The 16625-nt window shown below is 66.2% G+C and carries 16 protein-coding genes and 1 pseudogene; 13 read left to right on the top strand and 4 right to left on the bottom strand.

Translation table 11 applies throughout. The features are described from left to right. Window positions 1-48: 48 nt before the first annotated feature. Complete coding sequence (msuE, locus tag AC5P8U_RS09045; RefSeq protein WP_088497592.1) at window positions 49-636, bottom strand: FMN reductase; 588 nt, start codon at window positions 634-636, stop codon at window positions 49-51. A gap of 75 nt (window positions 637-711) precedes the next feature. Between msuE and AC5P8U_RS09040 the strand changes: the two genes are divergently transcribed. The 4 genes from AC5P8U_RS09040 to AC5P8U_RS09025 all read left to right on the top strand — a co-directional run bounded on the left by AC5P8U_RS09040 (window position 712) and on the right by AC5P8U_RS09025 (window position 3615). Beyond that, window positions 712-1626, top strand: a complete 915-nt coding sequence (locus AC5P8U_RS09040; RefSeq protein WP_072167094.1) for a LysR family transcriptional regulator — start codon at window positions 712-714, stop codon at window positions 1624-1626. Continuing rightward, window positions 1626-2510 carry a methylenetetrahydrofolate reductase gene (locus AC5P8U_RS09035; RefSeq protein WP_111007748.1) on the top strand — a complete coding sequence of 295 codons (885 nt, stop codon included), beginning with the start codon at window positions 1626-1628 and terminating at the stop codon, window positions 2508-2510. The genes AC5P8U_RS09040 and AC5P8U_RS09035 overlap by 1 nt, the downstream gene beginning before the upstream one ends. A gap of 88 nt (window positions 2511-2598) precedes the next feature. Further along, a complete protein-coding gene (locus AC5P8U_RS09030; protein ID WP_111007747.1) occupies window positions 2599-3126 on the top strand; it encodes a DUF6622 family protein in 528 nt (175 codons plus the stop codon). Window positions 3127-3234: 108 nt separating this feature from the next. Beyond that, the gene (locus AC5P8U_RS09025; protein ID WP_111007746.1) at window positions 3235-3615 is read left to right on the top strand and encodes a hypothetical protein; all 381 of its coding nucleotides are present in this window, start codon (window positions 3235-3237) and stop codon (window positions 3613-3615) included. Between the two features lie 61 nt (window positions 3616-3676). Here the strand turns inward: AC5P8U_RS09025 and AC5P8U_RS09020 are convergent, their stop codons facing one another. Then, complete coding sequence (locus AC5P8U_RS09020) at window positions 3677-4579, bottom strand: LysR family transcriptional regulator (protein ID WP_010485668.1); 903 nt, start codon at window positions 4577-4579, stop codon at window positions 3677-3679. 109 nt (window positions 4580-4688) lie between these two features. Between AC5P8U_RS09020 and AC5P8U_RS09015 the strand changes: the two genes are divergently transcribed. From AC5P8U_RS09015 to AC5P8U_RS08995, 5 genes are all read left to right on the top strand, one after another. After that, a complete protein-coding gene (locus AC5P8U_RS09015; protein ID WP_151354690.1) occupies window positions 4689-5810 on the top strand; it encodes a 4-oxalomesaconate tautomerase in 1122 nt (373 codons plus the stop codon). A gap of 75 nt (window positions 5811-5885) precedes the next feature. Continuing rightward, the gene (locus AC5P8U_RS09010; protein WP_072167148.1) at window positions 5886-6944 is read left to right on the top strand and encodes an ABC transporter substrate-binding protein; all 1059 of its coding nucleotides are present in this window, start codon (window positions 5886-5888) and stop codon (window positions 6942-6944) included. A 14-nt stretch (window positions 6945-6958) separates the two neighbouring features. Beyond that, a complete protein-coding gene (locus AC5P8U_RS09005) occupies window positions 6959-7792 on the top strand; it encodes an ABC transporter ATP-binding protein (RefSeq protein ID WP_049467258.1) in 834 nt (277 codons plus the stop codon). Beyond that, entirely contained in the window at window positions 7776-8552 is a 777-nt protein-coding gene (locus tag AC5P8U_RS09000; protein WP_005409726.1) for an ABC transporter permease, read from the top strand. Before AC5P8U_RS09005 ends, AC5P8U_RS09000 begins: the two co-directional genes overlap by 17 nt. A 134-nt stretch (window positions 8553-8686) precedes the next feature. Further along, window positions 8687-10120 (top strand): OprO/OprP family phosphate-selective porin, encoded by a 1434-nt coding sequence (locus AC5P8U_RS08995; RefSeq protein WP_252744996.1) that lies wholly within the window; start codon window positions 8687-8689, stop codon window positions 10118-10120. Between the two features lie 24 nt (window positions 10121-10144). On the opposite strand, the gene AC5P8U_RS08990 is transcribed toward AC5P8U_RS08995, so the two are convergent. Then, a complete protein-coding gene (locus AC5P8U_RS08990) occupies window positions 10145-11392 on the bottom strand; it encodes an arsenic transporter (RefSeq protein ID WP_072167088.1) in 1248 nt (415 codons plus the stop codon). Window positions 11393-11686: 294 nt separating this feature from the next. Between AC5P8U_RS08990 and AC5P8U_RS08985 the strand changes: the two genes are divergently transcribed. The 3 genes and pseudogenes from AC5P8U_RS08985 to AC5P8U_RS08975 all read left to right on the top strand — a co-directional run bounded on the left by AC5P8U_RS08985 (window position 11687) and on the right by AC5P8U_RS08975 (window position 12403). Further along, window positions 11687-11878, top strand: a complete 192-nt coding sequence (locus tag AC5P8U_RS08985; RefSeq protein WP_072167087.1) for a hypothetical protein — start codon at window positions 11687-11689, stop codon at window positions 11876-11878. Continuing rightward, window positions 11845-12084 (top strand): annotated as a pseudogene (locus AC5P8U_RS08980) (penicillin-binding protein); the annotation flags it as partial. The gene AC5P8U_RS08985 and the pseudogene AC5P8U_RS08980, both read left to right, overlap by 34 nt. A 106-nt stretch (window positions 12085-12190) precedes the next feature. Beyond that, window positions 12191-12403, top strand: coding sequence for a hypothetical protein (locus AC5P8U_RS08975; protein WP_049411161.1), 213 nt, complete (start codon window positions 12191-12193; stop codon window positions 12401-12403). Between the two features lie 97 nt (window positions 12404-12500). Here AC5P8U_RS08975 and AC5P8U_RS08970 read toward each other — a convergent pair whose 3' ends face one another. Continuing rightward, on the bottom strand, window positions 12501-13061 hold the full coding sequence (locus AC5P8U_RS08970) for a fasciclin domain-containing protein (RefSeq protein WP_227836728.1): 561 nt from the start codon (window positions 13059-13061) through the stop codon (window positions 12501-12503). Between the two features lie 423 nt (window positions 13062-13484). On the opposite strand from AC5P8U_RS08970, the gene AC5P8U_RS08965 reads away from it, so the two are divergent. After that, window positions 13485-16613 carry a TonB-dependent receptor gene (locus AC5P8U_RS08965; protein WP_312249936.1) on the top strand — a complete coding sequence of 1043 codons (3129 nt, stop codon included), beginning with the start codon at window positions 13485-13487 and terminating at the stop codon, window positions 16611-16613. Window positions 16614-16625: the final 12 nt, after the last annotated feature.

Genomic DNA, 16625 nt, shown 5'->3' with positions numbered 1-16625 from the left:
TTCCGTGTTGCGGGGTGGCATCCGGATGCGGGCGAGGGCATCCGGCATTCAAAGAGCTGCGGCGGTCTCAAGGGCGGTGGCACGATGGCGGGGCAGCGCCAGCAGCGGCATGGCCCGCCGTACCGCCAGTCGCGCCCGCTCGATCAGGGCGTCGCTGTGCACGCGGCCGTCGGCGAAATCGCGATCGGTGGCGTAGATACCCAGTGGCAGGGTGCGCGCCTGGAAGAAGCTGAAGAGCGGCCGCAGCTGGTGATCGATCACCAGTGCATGGCGGTCACTGCCGCCGGTCGCGGCCAGCAGGATGGGGGTATCGACCAGCGCGTCCTGGTCGATGAAGTCGAAGAAGTGCTTGAACAGCCCTGTGTAGGAGCCTCGATAGACCGGCGTGCTCACCACGAGCACATCGGCCCGTTCGACGGCCACCAGCTGGCGCTCGACAACCTCCGGGAGCTGCGAACGCCACAGCGCACCGGCCAGCTGCGGCGCCAGTTCGCCGAGTTCGATCAGCTGTTGTTCGCTGCGCATGTTGTCGCCGATCAGGCCCAGCAGGTGCTCGGCGAGGGTGGCGGCCCGGGAGGGGCGCTGCAGTCCACCGGAGACGGCGACGATTCGGAGGGGGCGTTGGGATGAAGGCATGACCCGATCCTAGCCATGCCTTTCCATGACGTAAAATGGTATTACTTCACCTATCCATGAGTGAGATTCATCTTTATGTTGGAGCGGATCCACCTCAGCATCGTGCAGCAGGTCGAGCAGCAGGGCTCGCTCACCGCAGCGGCCGGCGTGCTCAACCTGACCCAGTCGGCGCTCAGCCACAGCATGAAGAAGCTGGAGCAGCAGCTGGGTACCGATGTCTGGCTGCGCGAAGGCCGCAGCCTGCGGCTGACCCAGGCCGGGCAATATCTGCTGGCAGTCGCCAACCGGGTGCTGCCGCAGCTGGACCTGGCCGAGGAGCGCCTGCGCCAGTTTGCCCAGGGCGAGCGCGGCGCGCTGCGCATCGGCATGGAATGCCACCCCTGCTACCAGTGGCTGCTGAAGATCGTCTCGCCGTATCTGGCCGCGTGGCCGGATGTGGATGTGGACGTCAAGCAGAAATTCCAGTTCGGCGGTATCGGCGCCTTGTTCGGCTACGAGATCGACCTGCTGGTCACCCCCGACCCGCTGCTGAAGCCAGGCCTGAAGTTCATCCCGGTGTTCGACTACGAGCAGGTGCTGGTGGTGGCCAGCAACCACGCCCTGGCCAAGGTGGACCACGTAAAGCCGCGCCAGCTCAGCCAGGAAGTGCTGATCAGCTACCCGGTGCCGTTCGAGCGCCTGGACATCTACAACCAGTTCCTGCTGCCGGCCGGCATCACCCCGCGGCGCCACAAGGCCATTGAAACCACCGACATCATGATGCAGATGGTGGCCAGCGGCCGCGGCGTGGCCGCCATGCCGCGCTGGCTGGTGGAGGAGTACGCCGCGCGCATGGACGTGGTGCCCGTACGCCTGGGTGCCAAGGGCATCCCCAAGCAGATCTATCTGGGTGCGCGCGAGGCCGATACCAGCATCGATTACCTGCAGGCCTTCATCGAGCTGGCCCGCAACAGCTCGCCGCTTGCCGGCAACGCAGACGGAGCCCGTTGATGCCCGTACCTGGATCACTGCGGGCGGAAGCCTTCATCAACACCTTTTCATTGGAGGTCAGCGCGAAGGCCATGCCCGCGCTGCGCGCCGAGGCTGACCGCATACCGCGCGGCACGATCATCTCCATTCCCTGGCTGGCCAGCGAGGATGACGACGCACGCCTGGCCGCCGCACGCACGGTGCGCGCGCTCGGCTTCGAGCCGATGCCGCATCTGTCTGCGCGCCGTATCGGCTCGCGCGCGGTACTCGGGCGGTTCCTTGAGCGCGCGGCCAGCGAGGCTGGTGTCGAGCAGTGCCTGGTGATCGCCGGTGACCTCGCCACGCCTGCTGGACCGTTTGCAGACAGCATTTCGATCATCGAGGCCGGACTTCTGGAACGGTGCGGCATCAAGGTCGTTGCTATCGGCGGGCACCCGGAAGGGCATCCTGTAATGAGCAGTGACGAACGCTGGCAGGCGCTGGAGGGAAAATGCCAGGCCATCGAAGCACGTGGCATGGCCCCCTTGGTCGTCACCCAGTTCGCCTTCGATGCCGATACCGTGCTGGCCTGGCTGGATGCACTGCGCGCGCGTGGCATCACGGTTCCGGTGCTGGTCGGTGTGCCGGGCCCAGCCAGCATCCCCCGGCTGCTGCGCTATGCCGCAATGTGCGGCGTGGGCGCCAGTGCATCGATGTTGGCCCGGTATGGCATCTCGATCGGCCGGCTGCTCGGCACGGCGGGGCCGGAAGCGTTCGTCGACCGCCTGGTGAAGGGGTTGACCAGTGCCCATGGCCCGGTCAGCCCGCATTTCTTCCCGTTCGGCGGTGTTGCGCCGTCGCTGGAGTGGATGGCGCGGTACCGGCGGCGCATTTCCAGTGCCCGCAGCGTAATCCCCGAAGGCTGACAGCTGTCACTGGCTGCAACCCGGGCGGAAGCGAATAGTGAGCGCCAAGGCGAGCGCACCTCGCCACCACTCACCAAGGGGACCGCTCATGAACATGCTCCAGCATCTCGCCTCGCAGACGCCGATCTGGGTCTGGCTGCTGCTGGCCTTCCTGGTCACCCGTGGCATCGCCGCCATGAAGCCGGCCGAGACCTCGCTGCAGAAGCTGGCGATCGTACCCGCCTTGTTCGCCGTCTGGGGTGCCTGGTCGGTCAGTCATCGCTTCGGCGCGTCGCTGAGCGCCTGGAGCGAATGGCTGGCCGGCATCGCCACGGGCGCCGCGCTTGCCTGGCTGCTGCTGAATCGGTTGAAGCTGACGCTGGACCGCAGTACCGGCAAGCTCTGGCGCAACGCGGATTTCAGCCTGCTGCCACTGCTGTTGATCACTTTCCTGGTGAAGTACGGGTTCGAAGTCGCATTTGCGGTGTCGCCGTCGCTGTCCGCCAATGCTGGCTTCAATGCCGCCTACCTGCTGCTGGCAGGCGGATTCACCGGCATCTTCGTTGGCAAGTACGGCCGATACCTGGCCTCGCTGCGGATGGATGCGGCAGGCAAGGGGCTGGAAACCGCAGGCTGATCGCCCGGGTAGTGCCGGCCGCTGGCCGGCTTCCCCATGCAGGGTTGTGCGGGGCTGACGCAGGCGTCACGATGCCCACCACTGGCCAACACCGGAAACGCTGACGTCATGAAGACCACATCCTGGTTCTGGATCAACGTGGCCAGTCACTTCGGTATTGTCGCAGCCCTGGCCTGGCTGCCCGCACGGTGGACGGGCCAGCTTGTAGAGGGTTTGGCCGGCACTCAGCCGGCTATTGGCGATGCCCAGCATGTGGCCCTCATTGGTTCCATTTTTGGTTTCTGCGTGACCGCACTGATCTTCATGGGGGCGCTGACAGTCACCGGCGAACTCCTGGGTTTCTCCAGGCCCTATGCGCGGCGGCCGGAGCCCCGGAACGAAGCGCAGGTCGTGCACCGGAAGGTGTTGCTGGTTGCATTCGCCACGCTCTCGTGGGTGGCCGTGGGATCGCTTGCAGGTATTGCGTCGATCTTCGCGGCTTCGTCATGAAGGGCGGCCCTGCCAGCGTCTGGCGCGCCGGAACGCATAGGCGCGTGAACCGCGCAGTTGCTCACGCCTCCCCGCGCCACTGGCTCATCAGCATCTGCAGGAATCGCTCCGCCGTGGGCGAGAGCAGGGCGCCGCGGCGGCGGACGATGCCGATCGTGCGTGACACCACCGGGTTGCCGATCGCGCGTGTCACCAGGGTGGGGTGATCCCCGTCCGGCGTGGCCATCTTCGGTAGCACCGACACGCCGATACCGGCCTCGACCATGCCCAGTGACGTCGACAGGTGCGTCACTTCATAGTGCCAGCTCAACTTGAGGTTCTCGCGCGCCAGCGCACCATCCAGCAGCGTGCGGTTACCGCTGGTGCGATGCACGGTGATCAGCTGGTGCTCGGCCAGGTCGGCCCATTCCACCTTGCGCTTGCGTGCCAGAGGATGATCGCGGCGGCATGCCAGCACGAATGGATCTTCAGCGAGCACGTCGAAATCGAGATTCGGATCGTTGGCGCCCATGAAGTTGATGCCGAACTCGACTTCACCACGTTCCACTGCCTGCAGACCCTCCGTCGCCGGGATATCCAGGATGCGGAAGCGCACGTTCGGGTGCGCTTCGTGGAAACGCGCCATCACGCTGGGCAGGAAGTAGAACGCCGCCGTCGGCAGGCACGCGATGGTCACGGTAGCGCCGCGGGTGTCTTCGCGGCCACGCAGTGAGAACAGCGAGCCATCGAACTCCTCCAGCATGCGGCGCACCAGCGGCAGCAGGTTCTCGCCGACGGCGGTAGTGCTGACGCTGCGCGTGGTGCGCTCCAGCAGCGGCGACCCCACCGCCTGCTCCAGTTTCTGGATGCGGCGGCTGAGTGCTGGCTGGGAGACGTGCAGGATTTCTGCGGCGCGGTGGAAGCTGCGGGTCTCCGAGACCAGCAGGAAGGCGCGTAGATCCAGGATTTCGCAATTGATGCTCATGGGGTATCAATCATCCAAAAATCAGCAATTCACAGATCAATTGGGGTCATGCCAGTATCGAATCACAGAGGGGTCATTCATCCCCTATACGCATCAATCTAGCACACGTATGTCCAACGATCTGCTCAGCATTCCCTGCGTACTCATGCGCGGCGGCACCTCCAAAGGCCCGTTCTTCCTGGCCAGCGACCTTCCGATGGACATCGCTGAACGCGATCGCCTGCTGCTGGAAGTGATGGGCTCGGGCCATCCGTTGCAGATCGACGGCATCGGCGGTGGCAACGCGCTGACCAGCAAGGTGGCGATCATCGACCGCTCCAGCCGTCCGGACGCCGATGTCGACTACCTGTTCGCCCAGGTGCGGGTAGAGCAGCAGGTGGTGGATACCTCGCCGAACTGCGGCAACATGCTGGCGGCCGTAGGCCCGTATGCCATCGAGCGTGGGCTGGTGCAGGCGCAGGATCCGCAGACCGAGGTGCGCATCCACAACGTCAACACCGGCAAGCTGATCATCGCCACGGTGGAAACGCCCGGCGGCAACGTGGTGTACCGCGGTGACACGCGCATTGCCGGCGCGCCGGGCTCGGCCTCGCCGGTCAGGCTCGCTTTCCTTGATGCGGCAGGCGCCCGCACCGGCAAGCTGCTGCCCAGCGGCCACGCGCAGGAAACCATCGATGGCGTGCCGGTCAGCCTGGTGGACTGCGCGATGCCGATGATGCTGGTGCGCGCAGAAGATCTGGGCGTGCGCGGCGATACCCCGCCCGCCGAACTGAACGCGGACGCGGTATTCATGCGCCGGCTGGAAGCGCTGCGCATCGAGGCGGGCGCCCGCATGGGCATCGCCGACGCCGGCAACAAGGTCATTCCCAAGCCGGTGCTGCTGTCGGCGCCGCAACATGGGGGCGATCTGCAGGTGCGCTATTTCATGCCGCATCAATGCCACACCGCGCTGGCCATTACCGGCGCGGTCGGCCTGGCCACCGCCGCTGTTACGCCGGGCACGCTGGCCCACACTTTGGTCGGATGCCTGTCCGTTCCCGGCAGCATTACCCTCGAACATCCGAGCGGGGCCCTGGAGGTGGGCCTCAGTCGCAGCTCGCAGGACGCGCCGGTCGTTGCCAGCGTCGTGCGCACCGCACGCCGGCTGTTCGAAGGACGCGTGTTTGCCACCACGCCAGCACTTGCCGTGGCCGGTTCCACCCAAGCCCGCCAATGGACGTCAGCGGCATGATCTGAACCCGGACGGGCCGGCGCAGGTGCGCATGCCCGCCATTACAACGTAGATGCTTCACTCCTGGGAGGGATGATGTACAAGCAGTTCTTGATGGCCGCGCTGTGCGCGGCTGGTCTGGCCGCGGCCGGATGCAGCAACAGCGGGCGCACCGAAGGCGCATCCGCCGGCGGTGGTGACCATGCACCGGTACGCATCAGCGTCGGCTCCTACAACCTCAACAACCTGCCGTTCTTCATCGCCGACGCCAAGGGCTACTTCAAGGACGTCGGCCTGCAGGTGAAGACCGAGAACTTCGCCCAGGGCGGCTCCAAGGTATTGCAGGCGCTGGTGGCCAATTCCACCGACGTGGCCGTCGGCTTCTACGACCACACCATCCAGATGCAGGCCAAGGGCAAGGACGTGGTGGCCTTCGTGCTGCTCTCGCGCAACTCCGGCCTGGTGATGGCCGGCCGCGAGGATGCCAGCTTCGATCCGGCACGCCCGGAAACCATCAAGGGCCAGAAGGTCGGGATCACCGCGCCGGGCTCATCGTCGGACTTCTTCGTCCGTCACTTCCTCGCTCAGCACGATATCCCCGTCGACAGTGTCTCGCTGATCGGCGTCGGCTCGGGCGCGGCTGCGGTGGCCGCGCTGGAGCAGGGCAAGATCGACCTGCTGGTCAACTACGACCCGGCCGCCACCCTGATCACCGAGCGCAAGGTCGGGAAGATCCTCCTCGACGCGCGCAGCGATGACGGCGCCCGCCAGGTCTATGGCGGCCTGTACCCGACCTCGGTGATGTACGCCAACCAGAGCTTCCTGGACAAGCGCCCCGAAGCGGCCGAGAAGATCGCCCGCGCCGAGCAGATGGCGTTGAAGTTCATCGCCGACAACAGTGCTGAAGACATCGTTGCGGCGCTGCCGGACAGCTACGTCTCCGGCGACCGCGCCACCTATGCGCGCGCGGTGGAGAACGCCCGCGCGATCTTCACCCGCGACGGTCATTTCACGCCGGCTGATCTGGAAACGCCGTTGAAGGTGCTGCGCGAGTTCAATACGGATGTGGCCAAGGCCAACATCGATCTGTCCCGCACCTACACCAATGCCTTCGTCGAGCGTGCCAACGCCGCGGCGCCGGCTGCCCAACCGTAAGCGGAGGTAACCCCATGGCCCTCAATGCCACCGTGCGCCAGCTCAATGGCGCACCGCAGCTGGAGCCTGCACAGACCATGGTCGCCATCAACAAGGTGACCATGTCCTTCGGCGAATTCACCGCCGTCCGTGATGTCGACATCCAGGTGGGGGACGGCGAGTTCCTTGCCATCGTCGGGCCGACCGGCTGCGGCAAGAGCACCATCCTCAATTCCGTGGCGGGCCTGCTGAAGCCGTCGTCCGGGCAGGTCAGCATCGATGGCCGTGCGGTCAGCGGCGTCCAGGAGTCGGTCGGCTACCTGTTCCAGCAGGACGCGCTGCTGCCGTGGAAGACGGCTTACCAGAACGTTGAGCTCGGCCTGCGCTTCCGTGGTGTGCCCGAAGCCGAACGCAAGGCCAAGGCCAACGCGTGGCTGGCCAAGGTCGGCCTGGCCGGTTTCGAGCACCGCTATCCGCACCAGTTGTCCGGTGGCCAGCGCAAGCGCGTGCAGATGGCGCAGGCGCTGATCGTCGAGCCGAAGGTGATCCTGATGGACGAACCTTTCTCGGCGCTGGACATCCACACCCGGCACCTGATGCAGAACGAACTGCTGCGCCTGTGGCAGGAGGACCGGCGCTCGGTGATCCTGATCACCCACGATCTGGAAGAAGCGATCGCCCTGGGCGACCGCGTGGTGGTGCTGTCATCCGGTCCGGCCAGCCGCGTGGTGCGCAGCTTCGACGTGGATCTGGAACGCCCGCGCAACGTGGCCGAGATCAAGCTGGATGACCGTTTCACCGACCTGTACCGCGACATCTGGGCCTGCCTGCGCGGCGAAGTGGAGAAGAGCTATGCACGCCAAGACTGACAAGTTCATCCAACTGGCCCTGGTTGTGGCCGTGTTCGGCGGCTGGGAGGGCGGCATCGCGCTGGGCGTGATCGATCCGTTCTTCTTCCCCTCGCCAACGGCGATCGTGCAGCAGGCCTGGACCTGGCTGTCCGATACGTCGTTCTACCAGCACGTCTACATCACCCTGACCGAAACCGCGCTGGGCTACATCATCGGCACCGGCCTCGGCGTGGCCGGCGGTGTCTGGTTGGGCCTGAGCCGCCGCTCGGCGCGCATCCTCGATCCCTTCATCAAAGGCTTCAACGCAATTCCGCGCGTGGTGCTGGCCCCGATTTTCGTGTTGTGGCTGGGGCTGGGCCTGTGGTCGAAGGTGGCGCTGGCGGTCACCCTGGTGTTCTTCACCACGTTCTTCAATGCCATGCAGGGCGTACGCGAGGTGAATCCGGTGGTACTGGCCAATGCCCGCATCCTGGGCGCAAGCCGCAGCGACCTGCTACGCCATGTCTACTTCCCGGCAGCAGCCAGCTGGATCCTGTCCTCGCTGCGCACCTCGGTGGGCTTCGCCGTGGTCGGCGCGATCATCGGTGAGTACCTCGGCGCCTCGGCGGGCCTGGGTTACCTGATTGCGCAGGCAGAAGGCAACTTCAACGCCGTCGGTGTGTTTGCCGGCATCATCATCCTTGCCGCCTTCGTGCTGGTCATCGACGCGCTGCTGGACGTGGTCGAGAACAAGCTGATCACCTGGCGTCCCAACGCCCAGGCCCAGGCCACCAGCTGACCGGGCCGGGCTGAGCCCGCCTGCCGCGCCGCCGGGCCGATCCGGCGGCGCGCGCTTCCTCCCCCGATCTTCCCCCGCACCACCGCAACAGGCCAGCGCCGGGCCAGGGGGCCGGCTGGCCGGAGAGAGAGTCCATGAACCATTCCACCGTGCTGCCGCTGGCAGCGCTGTCGGTCGCGCTCGGCCTGCTGTTGGCCAGTGGCCATGCCGGCGCCCAGTCCACGTCTTCGCTGCCCGCGCCGCTGAGCCAGGCTGAGCTGTCACGCCTGGTGCAGCAGCAGGCACTGCAGATCCAGCAACTGGAAGCACGCCTCCGCGCCGTGGAGGGCGGGCACAGCACCGCCGGTGCGGCGGCCGCAACGCAGGCCCCCGCGCTGGACACCCGCGTCGCCGCACTGGAATCCAGCCAGGCCAAGGCGCCCAAGGTCACCTGGTCCAAGGGCGCACCGGAGTTCAGCAGTGCCGATGGCAGCGTGGTGTTCCGTCCGCGCGGACGCCTGTTCGTCGACGCATCCAGCACCGATGGATCGTCAGTGAGTGACCGCAACATCTCCGGTACCGAGATCCGCTCGGTGCGGCTGGGCGCCGAAGGCCGCTACGGCATCCTCGGCTGGGCGGTGGAAGGTGACTTCGCCGACAACGCGGTGGCGTGGAAGTCGGTCTACGCCACCGTTGACCACCGCCTGTTCGGGCTGCCGGCCGACCTGACCGTAGGCAACCGCCTCAACGACCGGGGTATCGACGGCTCCAGCAGCACCTCCAACACGCCGTTCCAGGACCGCAACGTGGTCGGCACGCTGATGATGCCGCAGCGCGGCCTGTTCGGTGTCGGCCTGACCGAGCGCGTGTACGGCAAGAACTGGCATGCCAGCCTGTCGGTGGCCGGCAACGATCTCAACAACGCCGGCACCGACAACGACAGCCAGACCTGGGCCACGCGCGTGCATTGGAACCCGGTGGCCAACGACGCAGTCACGGTGCACCTGGGGGCCTGGGCCTTCCACGAGGAGATTGCCGCAAGCGCCAGCGGCGTCGTCCGCAGTTCGGCCATCGCCGGGCACTTCAACGACCTGGTCAAGATTGCGCCGGGCACACTGCTGGGCGCCGAGCGCAGCACGTCCTATGGCGCGGAACTGGCAGGCTTCTTCGGGCCGGCCTGGGCGACCGGCGAATGGGGTACGCGCAACCTGCGCGGGGCCGGCGCCAGCGGGCGCTACGATCTGGACCACCAGGCCTGGGCGATCTCGGCGGGCTGGTTCCTGGCCGGTGCAAGGCCGGCCTATTCGGGCAAGGCCGGCACCTGGGGCCGGGTGAAAGTGGCCGATCCTGTCACCCGCGGCGGCGCCGGGGCATGGGAACTGAAAGGGCGCTACGAAGACGTGGACTATGCCGAGCTGCCCAGTGGCGGTACCGGCCACGCGTGGACGCTGGGTGCGAACTGGTATCTCAACGACTTCAGCCGCGTGATGTTCGAGGCGATCCGTTGGCAGACCCGCAACCGCAGCGGCACCGGCCAGGGCAGGGATGAAGGCACCACCTTCAACACCCGCCTGCAGGTGGCCTTCTAGCAGCGCATGCCGCTTGCGCGCCGATCAGAGCAGCAGTAGTGCTCCGATCAACGCCGGCGGCATCACCAGCGCGCCGACGCGCAGGAAGTCGAGCGCGCTGACATGCTCGCCCTCGCGGCGCAGCGCCACCAGCCACAGCATTGTCGCCAGCGAACCGGTGACCGACAGGTTGGGCCCCAGATCCACGCCGACCAGCAATGCGGCACGGGTCTGCGCCGGCAGGTCGGCCATCTGCCCCAGCGAACCGGCGGCCAGGCCGACCGGCAGATTGTTGGCCACGTTGCTCAGCAGCGCAGCCGCGCCACCGGCCAGCCAGCTGGCCTGGCGGGGAGATGCCTGCGCCAGAGCCTGCAGCGCGCTGGCCGCGCTCTGGATGACACCGGTCTGCGCCACCGCTTCCACCAGCACGAACAGTCCCGCCACCAGCGGCAGCACGCCCCAGGACACGTGTCGCAGCAGTGGCAGCGGGCTGCGCCTCTGGCGGATCGCCACCACGGCCACACTCAGCGTGCCCGCACAGAACGTGGTCAGGCCCAATGGCCCGTTCAAGGCGGACGTGACCAGCAACACGGTGCCGGTGAACAGCACGCCCAGTGCGCTCAGCCGGCCGCCGTCGGTCAACGGGCGATGCGCCGGCGCGGCCACCAGCGGCTGGGCGATCTCGCGCCGGTGCACCCAGCGCAGGACCAGATAGGTGGCACCGATCGCCGCCGCCGACGGCAGCGCGAACTGCGCCAGCCACTGCAGCAGCGGCGGCAGGTGCTGGCCGTACACCACCAGGTTGGCCGGATTGGAAATGGGCAGCACGAAGCTGGCCGCATTGGCGATGAAGGCACAGACAAACAGGTAGGGCAGGGGGTTGGCGCGCGCCGCCTTGCAGGCGGCGTAGACCGCCGGCGTCAGCACTACGGCCGTTGCATCGTTGGACAGGAACACGGTCACCAGCGTGCCGACCAGGAACACCAGGTCGAACAGGCGTCGCCCGGATCCGCCCGCATGCCGCACCGCGTACAACGCCAGCCAATCGAACAGGCCTTCGCGCCGCGCCAGTTCGGCCAGCACCATCATGCCGACCAGGAACAGGTAGACGTCGCGGCCTTCGGCCACTGCGCCCCATGCGGTGTGCAGCGACACGGCGCCCAGCAGCGGCAACACGGCGGCAGCGCCCAGCGCCCACACATATTCGGGGATGCGGAAAGGACGGAACAGCAGGCCGAGGGTGGCAACGGCGACCGCTGCCCAGATCAGGAGGGGGGCTTGGGAGGCAAGCATGGAGTGGGGCTTCAGCGGCACCTGCACCGACCCCGGCGCAGGGGGGGCCTGGCGCGCGATCAGCGGATGGGCGGCCGCTGCAATCATCGCAGGTTCCGGGTCGCCGCATCATACCGTGCGGCGCTGCATGGCGACCGCTGCGGTCGACCGCGTTGCAGGTGGGCCGGGGGTGGCGCCCAGCCCACGTTCAGCACGCAAGCGCGCCATCACTTCAGCCACTGCAGTGTGACTACGCATGTAGTCACACTGCACGCACACTCATTGGACGAGATTGCGATGCCAGGATCCTGCTGGTTGTCCTGCGCCCTGGCCCTGGTGTTCGGCATCGCCGGGCCCAGCCAAGCGGCGACGCGTGCCGAAGCCCTCGCCGCGATCGAGCGCAACGCGCGTGGCGCGCATTCCGACGCGGTCCTGGTGATGCACGACCGGGAGACGCTGCTTGAGTTGAAGCCCGCCGCCGGAGCCAGATCTCCGCGCGCGGACTGAAGCGCGCCGATCTCTACGACATCACACGGGGGCCGGTCGTCGGCTTTGCCGCCAACGGCTACCTGGGCCAATACCTGATGATCGTCCCGGAACAGCGGGTGGTCGCCGTGCGTCTGGTCCACCGGCGCGAGACCCACAGCGCTCCACAGGACGACTATCCCTCCTTCTTCGCCGATGTCCTGCAGTTGGCGCGGACACTGCGATAGGCCCTGTCGCCATCATGTCCACGCGCGCTGAACATCTTCCTGGAGCGTTCTTCACTGGCGTGCCGCCTAAAGTGGGATGACATCTTGGCCGCACAGCAACTTAGGCATGTTTGATTATCAGGACTGGACCTTCCACGCCAATGGCCGAACGGTAGTGGCGCGGGTAGCGCTGGACGGCGACGGTGGCGGCACCATCAACCGCTACCAGCTGGTGCCGGGGCCGGCGCAGTCGGGGCTGTGCATCAAGGTCGCCTCCCAGGACGAGGCCGCGCAGAAACTGGAGGCCGAAGTGACCAAGCTGCTCGGGCCGGAGTGGTAGCTACTACGCCATGCCGGGCAGGGATCCGCATGGTGACGTCGGGATGACCGGGCCCGGGCAACGGGCATCGCGCCGGATGCCCGTTGCGTGAGGCCGCTTACCTGGGCATCAGCACGGTGTCGACCACGTGGATGACGCCGTTGGACTGGCCGACATCTGCAATGCTGATGCCTGCCTTTCCACCCTTTGCGTCGATGACCCAGAGCTTGCCATCGTGGAGCGCCACGGTGAGAGGCTCACCCTGCACGGTCTTCAGGGTGGCCTTGCCGCCGTGCTTGCGGGCATCGGCCAGAAGCTGGGCGGAACTGTAGCTGCCCGGGACGACGTGGTAGGTCAGGATCCGGGTCAGCTGTGCCTTGTTTTCAGGCTTCACCAGTGTATCGACAGTGCCTGCAGGCAGCTTGTCGAAGGCCGCATTGGTGGGCGCGAAAACAGTGAAGGGCCCGGCGCCGTTGAGGGTGTCGACCAGGCCGGCTGCTTTGACCGCTGCAACCAGCGTGGTGTGATCCTTGGAATTGACGGCGTTCTCGACGATGGTCCTGGTGGGGTACATTTCTGCCCCGCCCACGATGACGGTGTTGGCGGCGAAAACCGAGGAGCCGGACGAAACGAGTACGGCGAAGCCGACTGCGGCGGCGATGCGCTGAAGAGCGTTCACGGTGCGTTCCTTTCTGGATGACCCGCAAGTGCGGGCATCTTTCCTACGTCGGGTGAGCGTGACCGGATGCAGCAACGGCCGAGTCATCAGCTGTTTGGCGCGCAGGCGGTTTTGCTGCGCTGCATGGTGACAACGGCGAACCTCGGTGATTACTCTCCGCTGCAACGCGATGGTAGCGCTACCAGTCGGACGGGGATCCAGGGTCCGGGAGGCTGCCTTCTTTGCCGCGTGTTTGTCCTGGCAGGCTTGAAAAGCAAGTGTAAGTCGCGGCGTGCCCGAGCACCCGTGCTGTTCGGTTTGGAATGCGGGCCACGCCCGTGCGTGCCCCTGGGAGGGGGCGGTACATCCATTCGATCGTATGTCAGAGGGGACTTTCATGAGCACCTGCAGTTTCCGTGGCACCCCGGGCCCGAGGTCCGGTTCATGAGCCGCGCGTTGGCGAAGTTCCGGTCCCGGGCCATGTTCACCTTCGTGGGTGGTGCCCTGGTCATCAATCCCGCCTTTGCGCAGGACGCCGCACCGGCGACCGGGCCGCAGCCGCAGAGCCAGTCGCAACCCACCCAGCTTGATGCAGTGCAGGTCACGGGCATACGCAACAGCCTGAGCCAGGCCATGGACATCAAGCGCGACTCGGCGGGCGTGGTCGACGCGATCAGTGCCGAGGACATCGGCAAGTTCCCCGATACCAATCTTGCCGAGTCGTTGCAGCGCATCACCGGCATCTCCATCGAGCGCCGTGACGGCGAGGGTGCGCAGGTGACCGCGCGTGGCTTCGGCCCCCAGTTCAACATGGTCACGCTCAACGGTCGGCAGATGCCGGGTGCCGATGCATTCGGTGCCTCTGGACAGGTCGCCATCGGCGGTGTCGACGGCGGCACCCGCGCCTTCAATTTCGCGCAGCTGGCCGCCGAGGCCATCAATGGTATCGAGGTCTACAAGACCAGCCAGGCGCAGGTGCCCAGCGGTGGCATCGGTGCGACGATCAACATCCTGACCTCGCGTCCGCTCGATCACGCCGGCATCGTGGCCAGCGCCGGGGCGAAGCTGGTGTCCGACCAGAGCCAGCCGTTTGACAATGACCTGACACCGGAGCTGTCGGGCATCTTCAGTTACAGCAATCCGGAAAAGACCTTTGGCGTCAGCCTCAGCGCGAGCCAGCAGAAGCGCAAGGGTGGCTCGGTGCAGGCCACGGAGAACTACTGGAACGTGCAGCCGTGGACAGGGTCGATGCCGGGCAACCCGACCGTGGTCAATGCTCCGGCCGTCGGCCAGCTTTACGCGCGGCCCAACGACCTGCGCTACGCGTTCTCCGAATTCGAGCGCGAACGCGTCAACGGCCAGGCCGTGCTGCAGTTCGCACCGACGGACAGCCTGACTCTGACCGTGGATTACACGTACTCGACCAACGAGATCACCGAGAATCGTGGCGAGCAGGGCATGTGGTTGCAGAACAGTAACTACACCAACGTCGAGTTCGACACCAGTGGCGCCGTCGCGACGCCGGTCTACATCCGTGAAATCGCCGGCACCAAGGATTTCGGCCTGGAGCAGCAGCGCAGCATGCAGGAGTACAAGCTGGGTTCGCTGGGCTTCAACGCCGTCTGGAATGTCAGCGACCGCTTCAAGCTCAGCTTCGATGCGCACAACTCGAAGAACGAGAGCCGCCCGAATGATCCGCTCACCGGCGGTGGTTCGATCTTCATGAGCATCGCCGGCACCAACAACTGTACCCGTGGCCCGCATTGCGGTGGCTCCTGGGTGCAGGAGCTGAACTTCAACAATGGCCTGCCGGTTGGCACCCAGGTCTGGTATCCCAGCACCGCCGATGCGCTCGCCGGGACCAATGGCGTGGTCAATCCGGGCTTCCAGGAAGGCGAGGTTGGCACGCAGGTGCTGCGCGTCAACGCGCAGACCCAGATCAGCGAGATCAAGCAGGCGCGCGTCGATGGCGAATGGAACTTCGACCACGGGCGCTTCCAGTTCGGCGTGGACACCAACAAGTCCACCACCCACCGCATCCAGGCCGCCGAGGCCTACTCGACCCTGGGCGACTGGGGCGTGGCCAACGTGGACCGGGATACCGCCGCAGGCCTGATGGACCTGCTGCAGCCGGTCAGCATCGTCGGCCTGTTCGACGACTACAGTGCCAACAGCTGGCCCGCCTGGCGCGGCAATGCCGGGCAGCTCGCGCAATGGGCATCGCGCGAGTACGGCGTCGGCCTGGGTGTGAACCCGCAACGCGCGGCCGACAACTTCGTCGAAGAAAAGACCAAGGCGGCGTACTTCCAGGTGGAGCTGGACGGGGAGCTGGGTGGCATGCGCACCAACACCCGCCTGGGCGTGCGCTATGAAACCACTGACGTGGTGTCGACCTCGGTCATTGCCGTCCCCGAGTCCATCGAGTGGCAGGCCAACAACGATTTCCGCATCGTGCTGTCCGATGAGCAGCAGCCCTTCACAGAGAAGGCGCGCTACAGCTACATCCTGCCCAACCTTGATTTCAGCATCGACCTCACCGAGGAACTGAAGGGCCGCGTTTCGTTCGGCAAGAGCATCGCCCGCGCGCCGTACGGCAATCTCTATGCAGGACCCGGGGCCCAGCAGCCGTTCGGCTCGGTGCTGATCGACCCCTCGTCGCGCGCCAGCGGCAACTCGCAGAACCCGAGCCTGAAGCCGCTGGAATCGGACAACCTCGACCTGGGGCTGGAGTGGTACTTCGCCGATGCCAGCTATGTGTCATTGACCTACTGGAACAAGTCGGTCAGCAACTTCATCGGCAACACCGTCGTCCAGGAAAGCCTCTACGGCCTCACCGACCCGACCTCCGGGCCGGATGCGCGGGCGGCGTTGGACTTCCTGACCAGCGGCGCCTGCGTCGCCCAGGTCGGGCCGGCCAATGCCGCTGCCTGCTCGGCCAACGACACCTCGCTGTTCACCGCGCTGGCATTGCTGCGAAACAATCCTGCCGGCCTCGGCGCCTACAACGGCACTGATGCGCAGGTGCTGGCCACCGAAGCGGCCTACGATCTGTATGGGCAGCCCAACGATCCGCTGTACCAGTTCAACGTCAATCGCCCGATCAACCAGAACAAATCCAAGCTGCATGGCTGGGAGCTGGGCGGCCAGTACTTCTTCGGTGACACCGGCTTCGGCGTGCTGGCCAACTACACCGTGGTCAAAGGTGATGTCGGCTACAACAATGGCGGCGATCCGGGCATCGACCAGTTCTCGCTCACCGGCCTGAGCGACACCGCCAACGCCATGCTGATGTACGAGAAGTACGGGTGGTCGGTGCGCCTGGCATGGAACTGGCGCGACCAGTACCTGATCCTGGCCAACCAGGGCTCCAGCCGCAATCCGTACTATGTGGAGCCGTACGAGCAGTGGGATCTCAGCGTCAACTACGCGCTGGATGACCACTGGTCCTTCAGCCTGGAGGCGATCAACCTGACCGGCGAGGATGTGCGGTGGCGCTCGCGCACGTCGCAGATGATCGTCAAGCTGGCTGACCAGAGCCCGCGCTACATGCTGGGCGTCCGCTACAAGTTCTGAGCCTGGCTGCCG

Source organism: Stenotrophomonas sp. YJH_SMC_81 (genome assembly GCF_059370875.1).
Note: the sequence above shows the minus strand (reverse complement) of the source record. Positions and strands in the feature narration are given on the sequence as shown.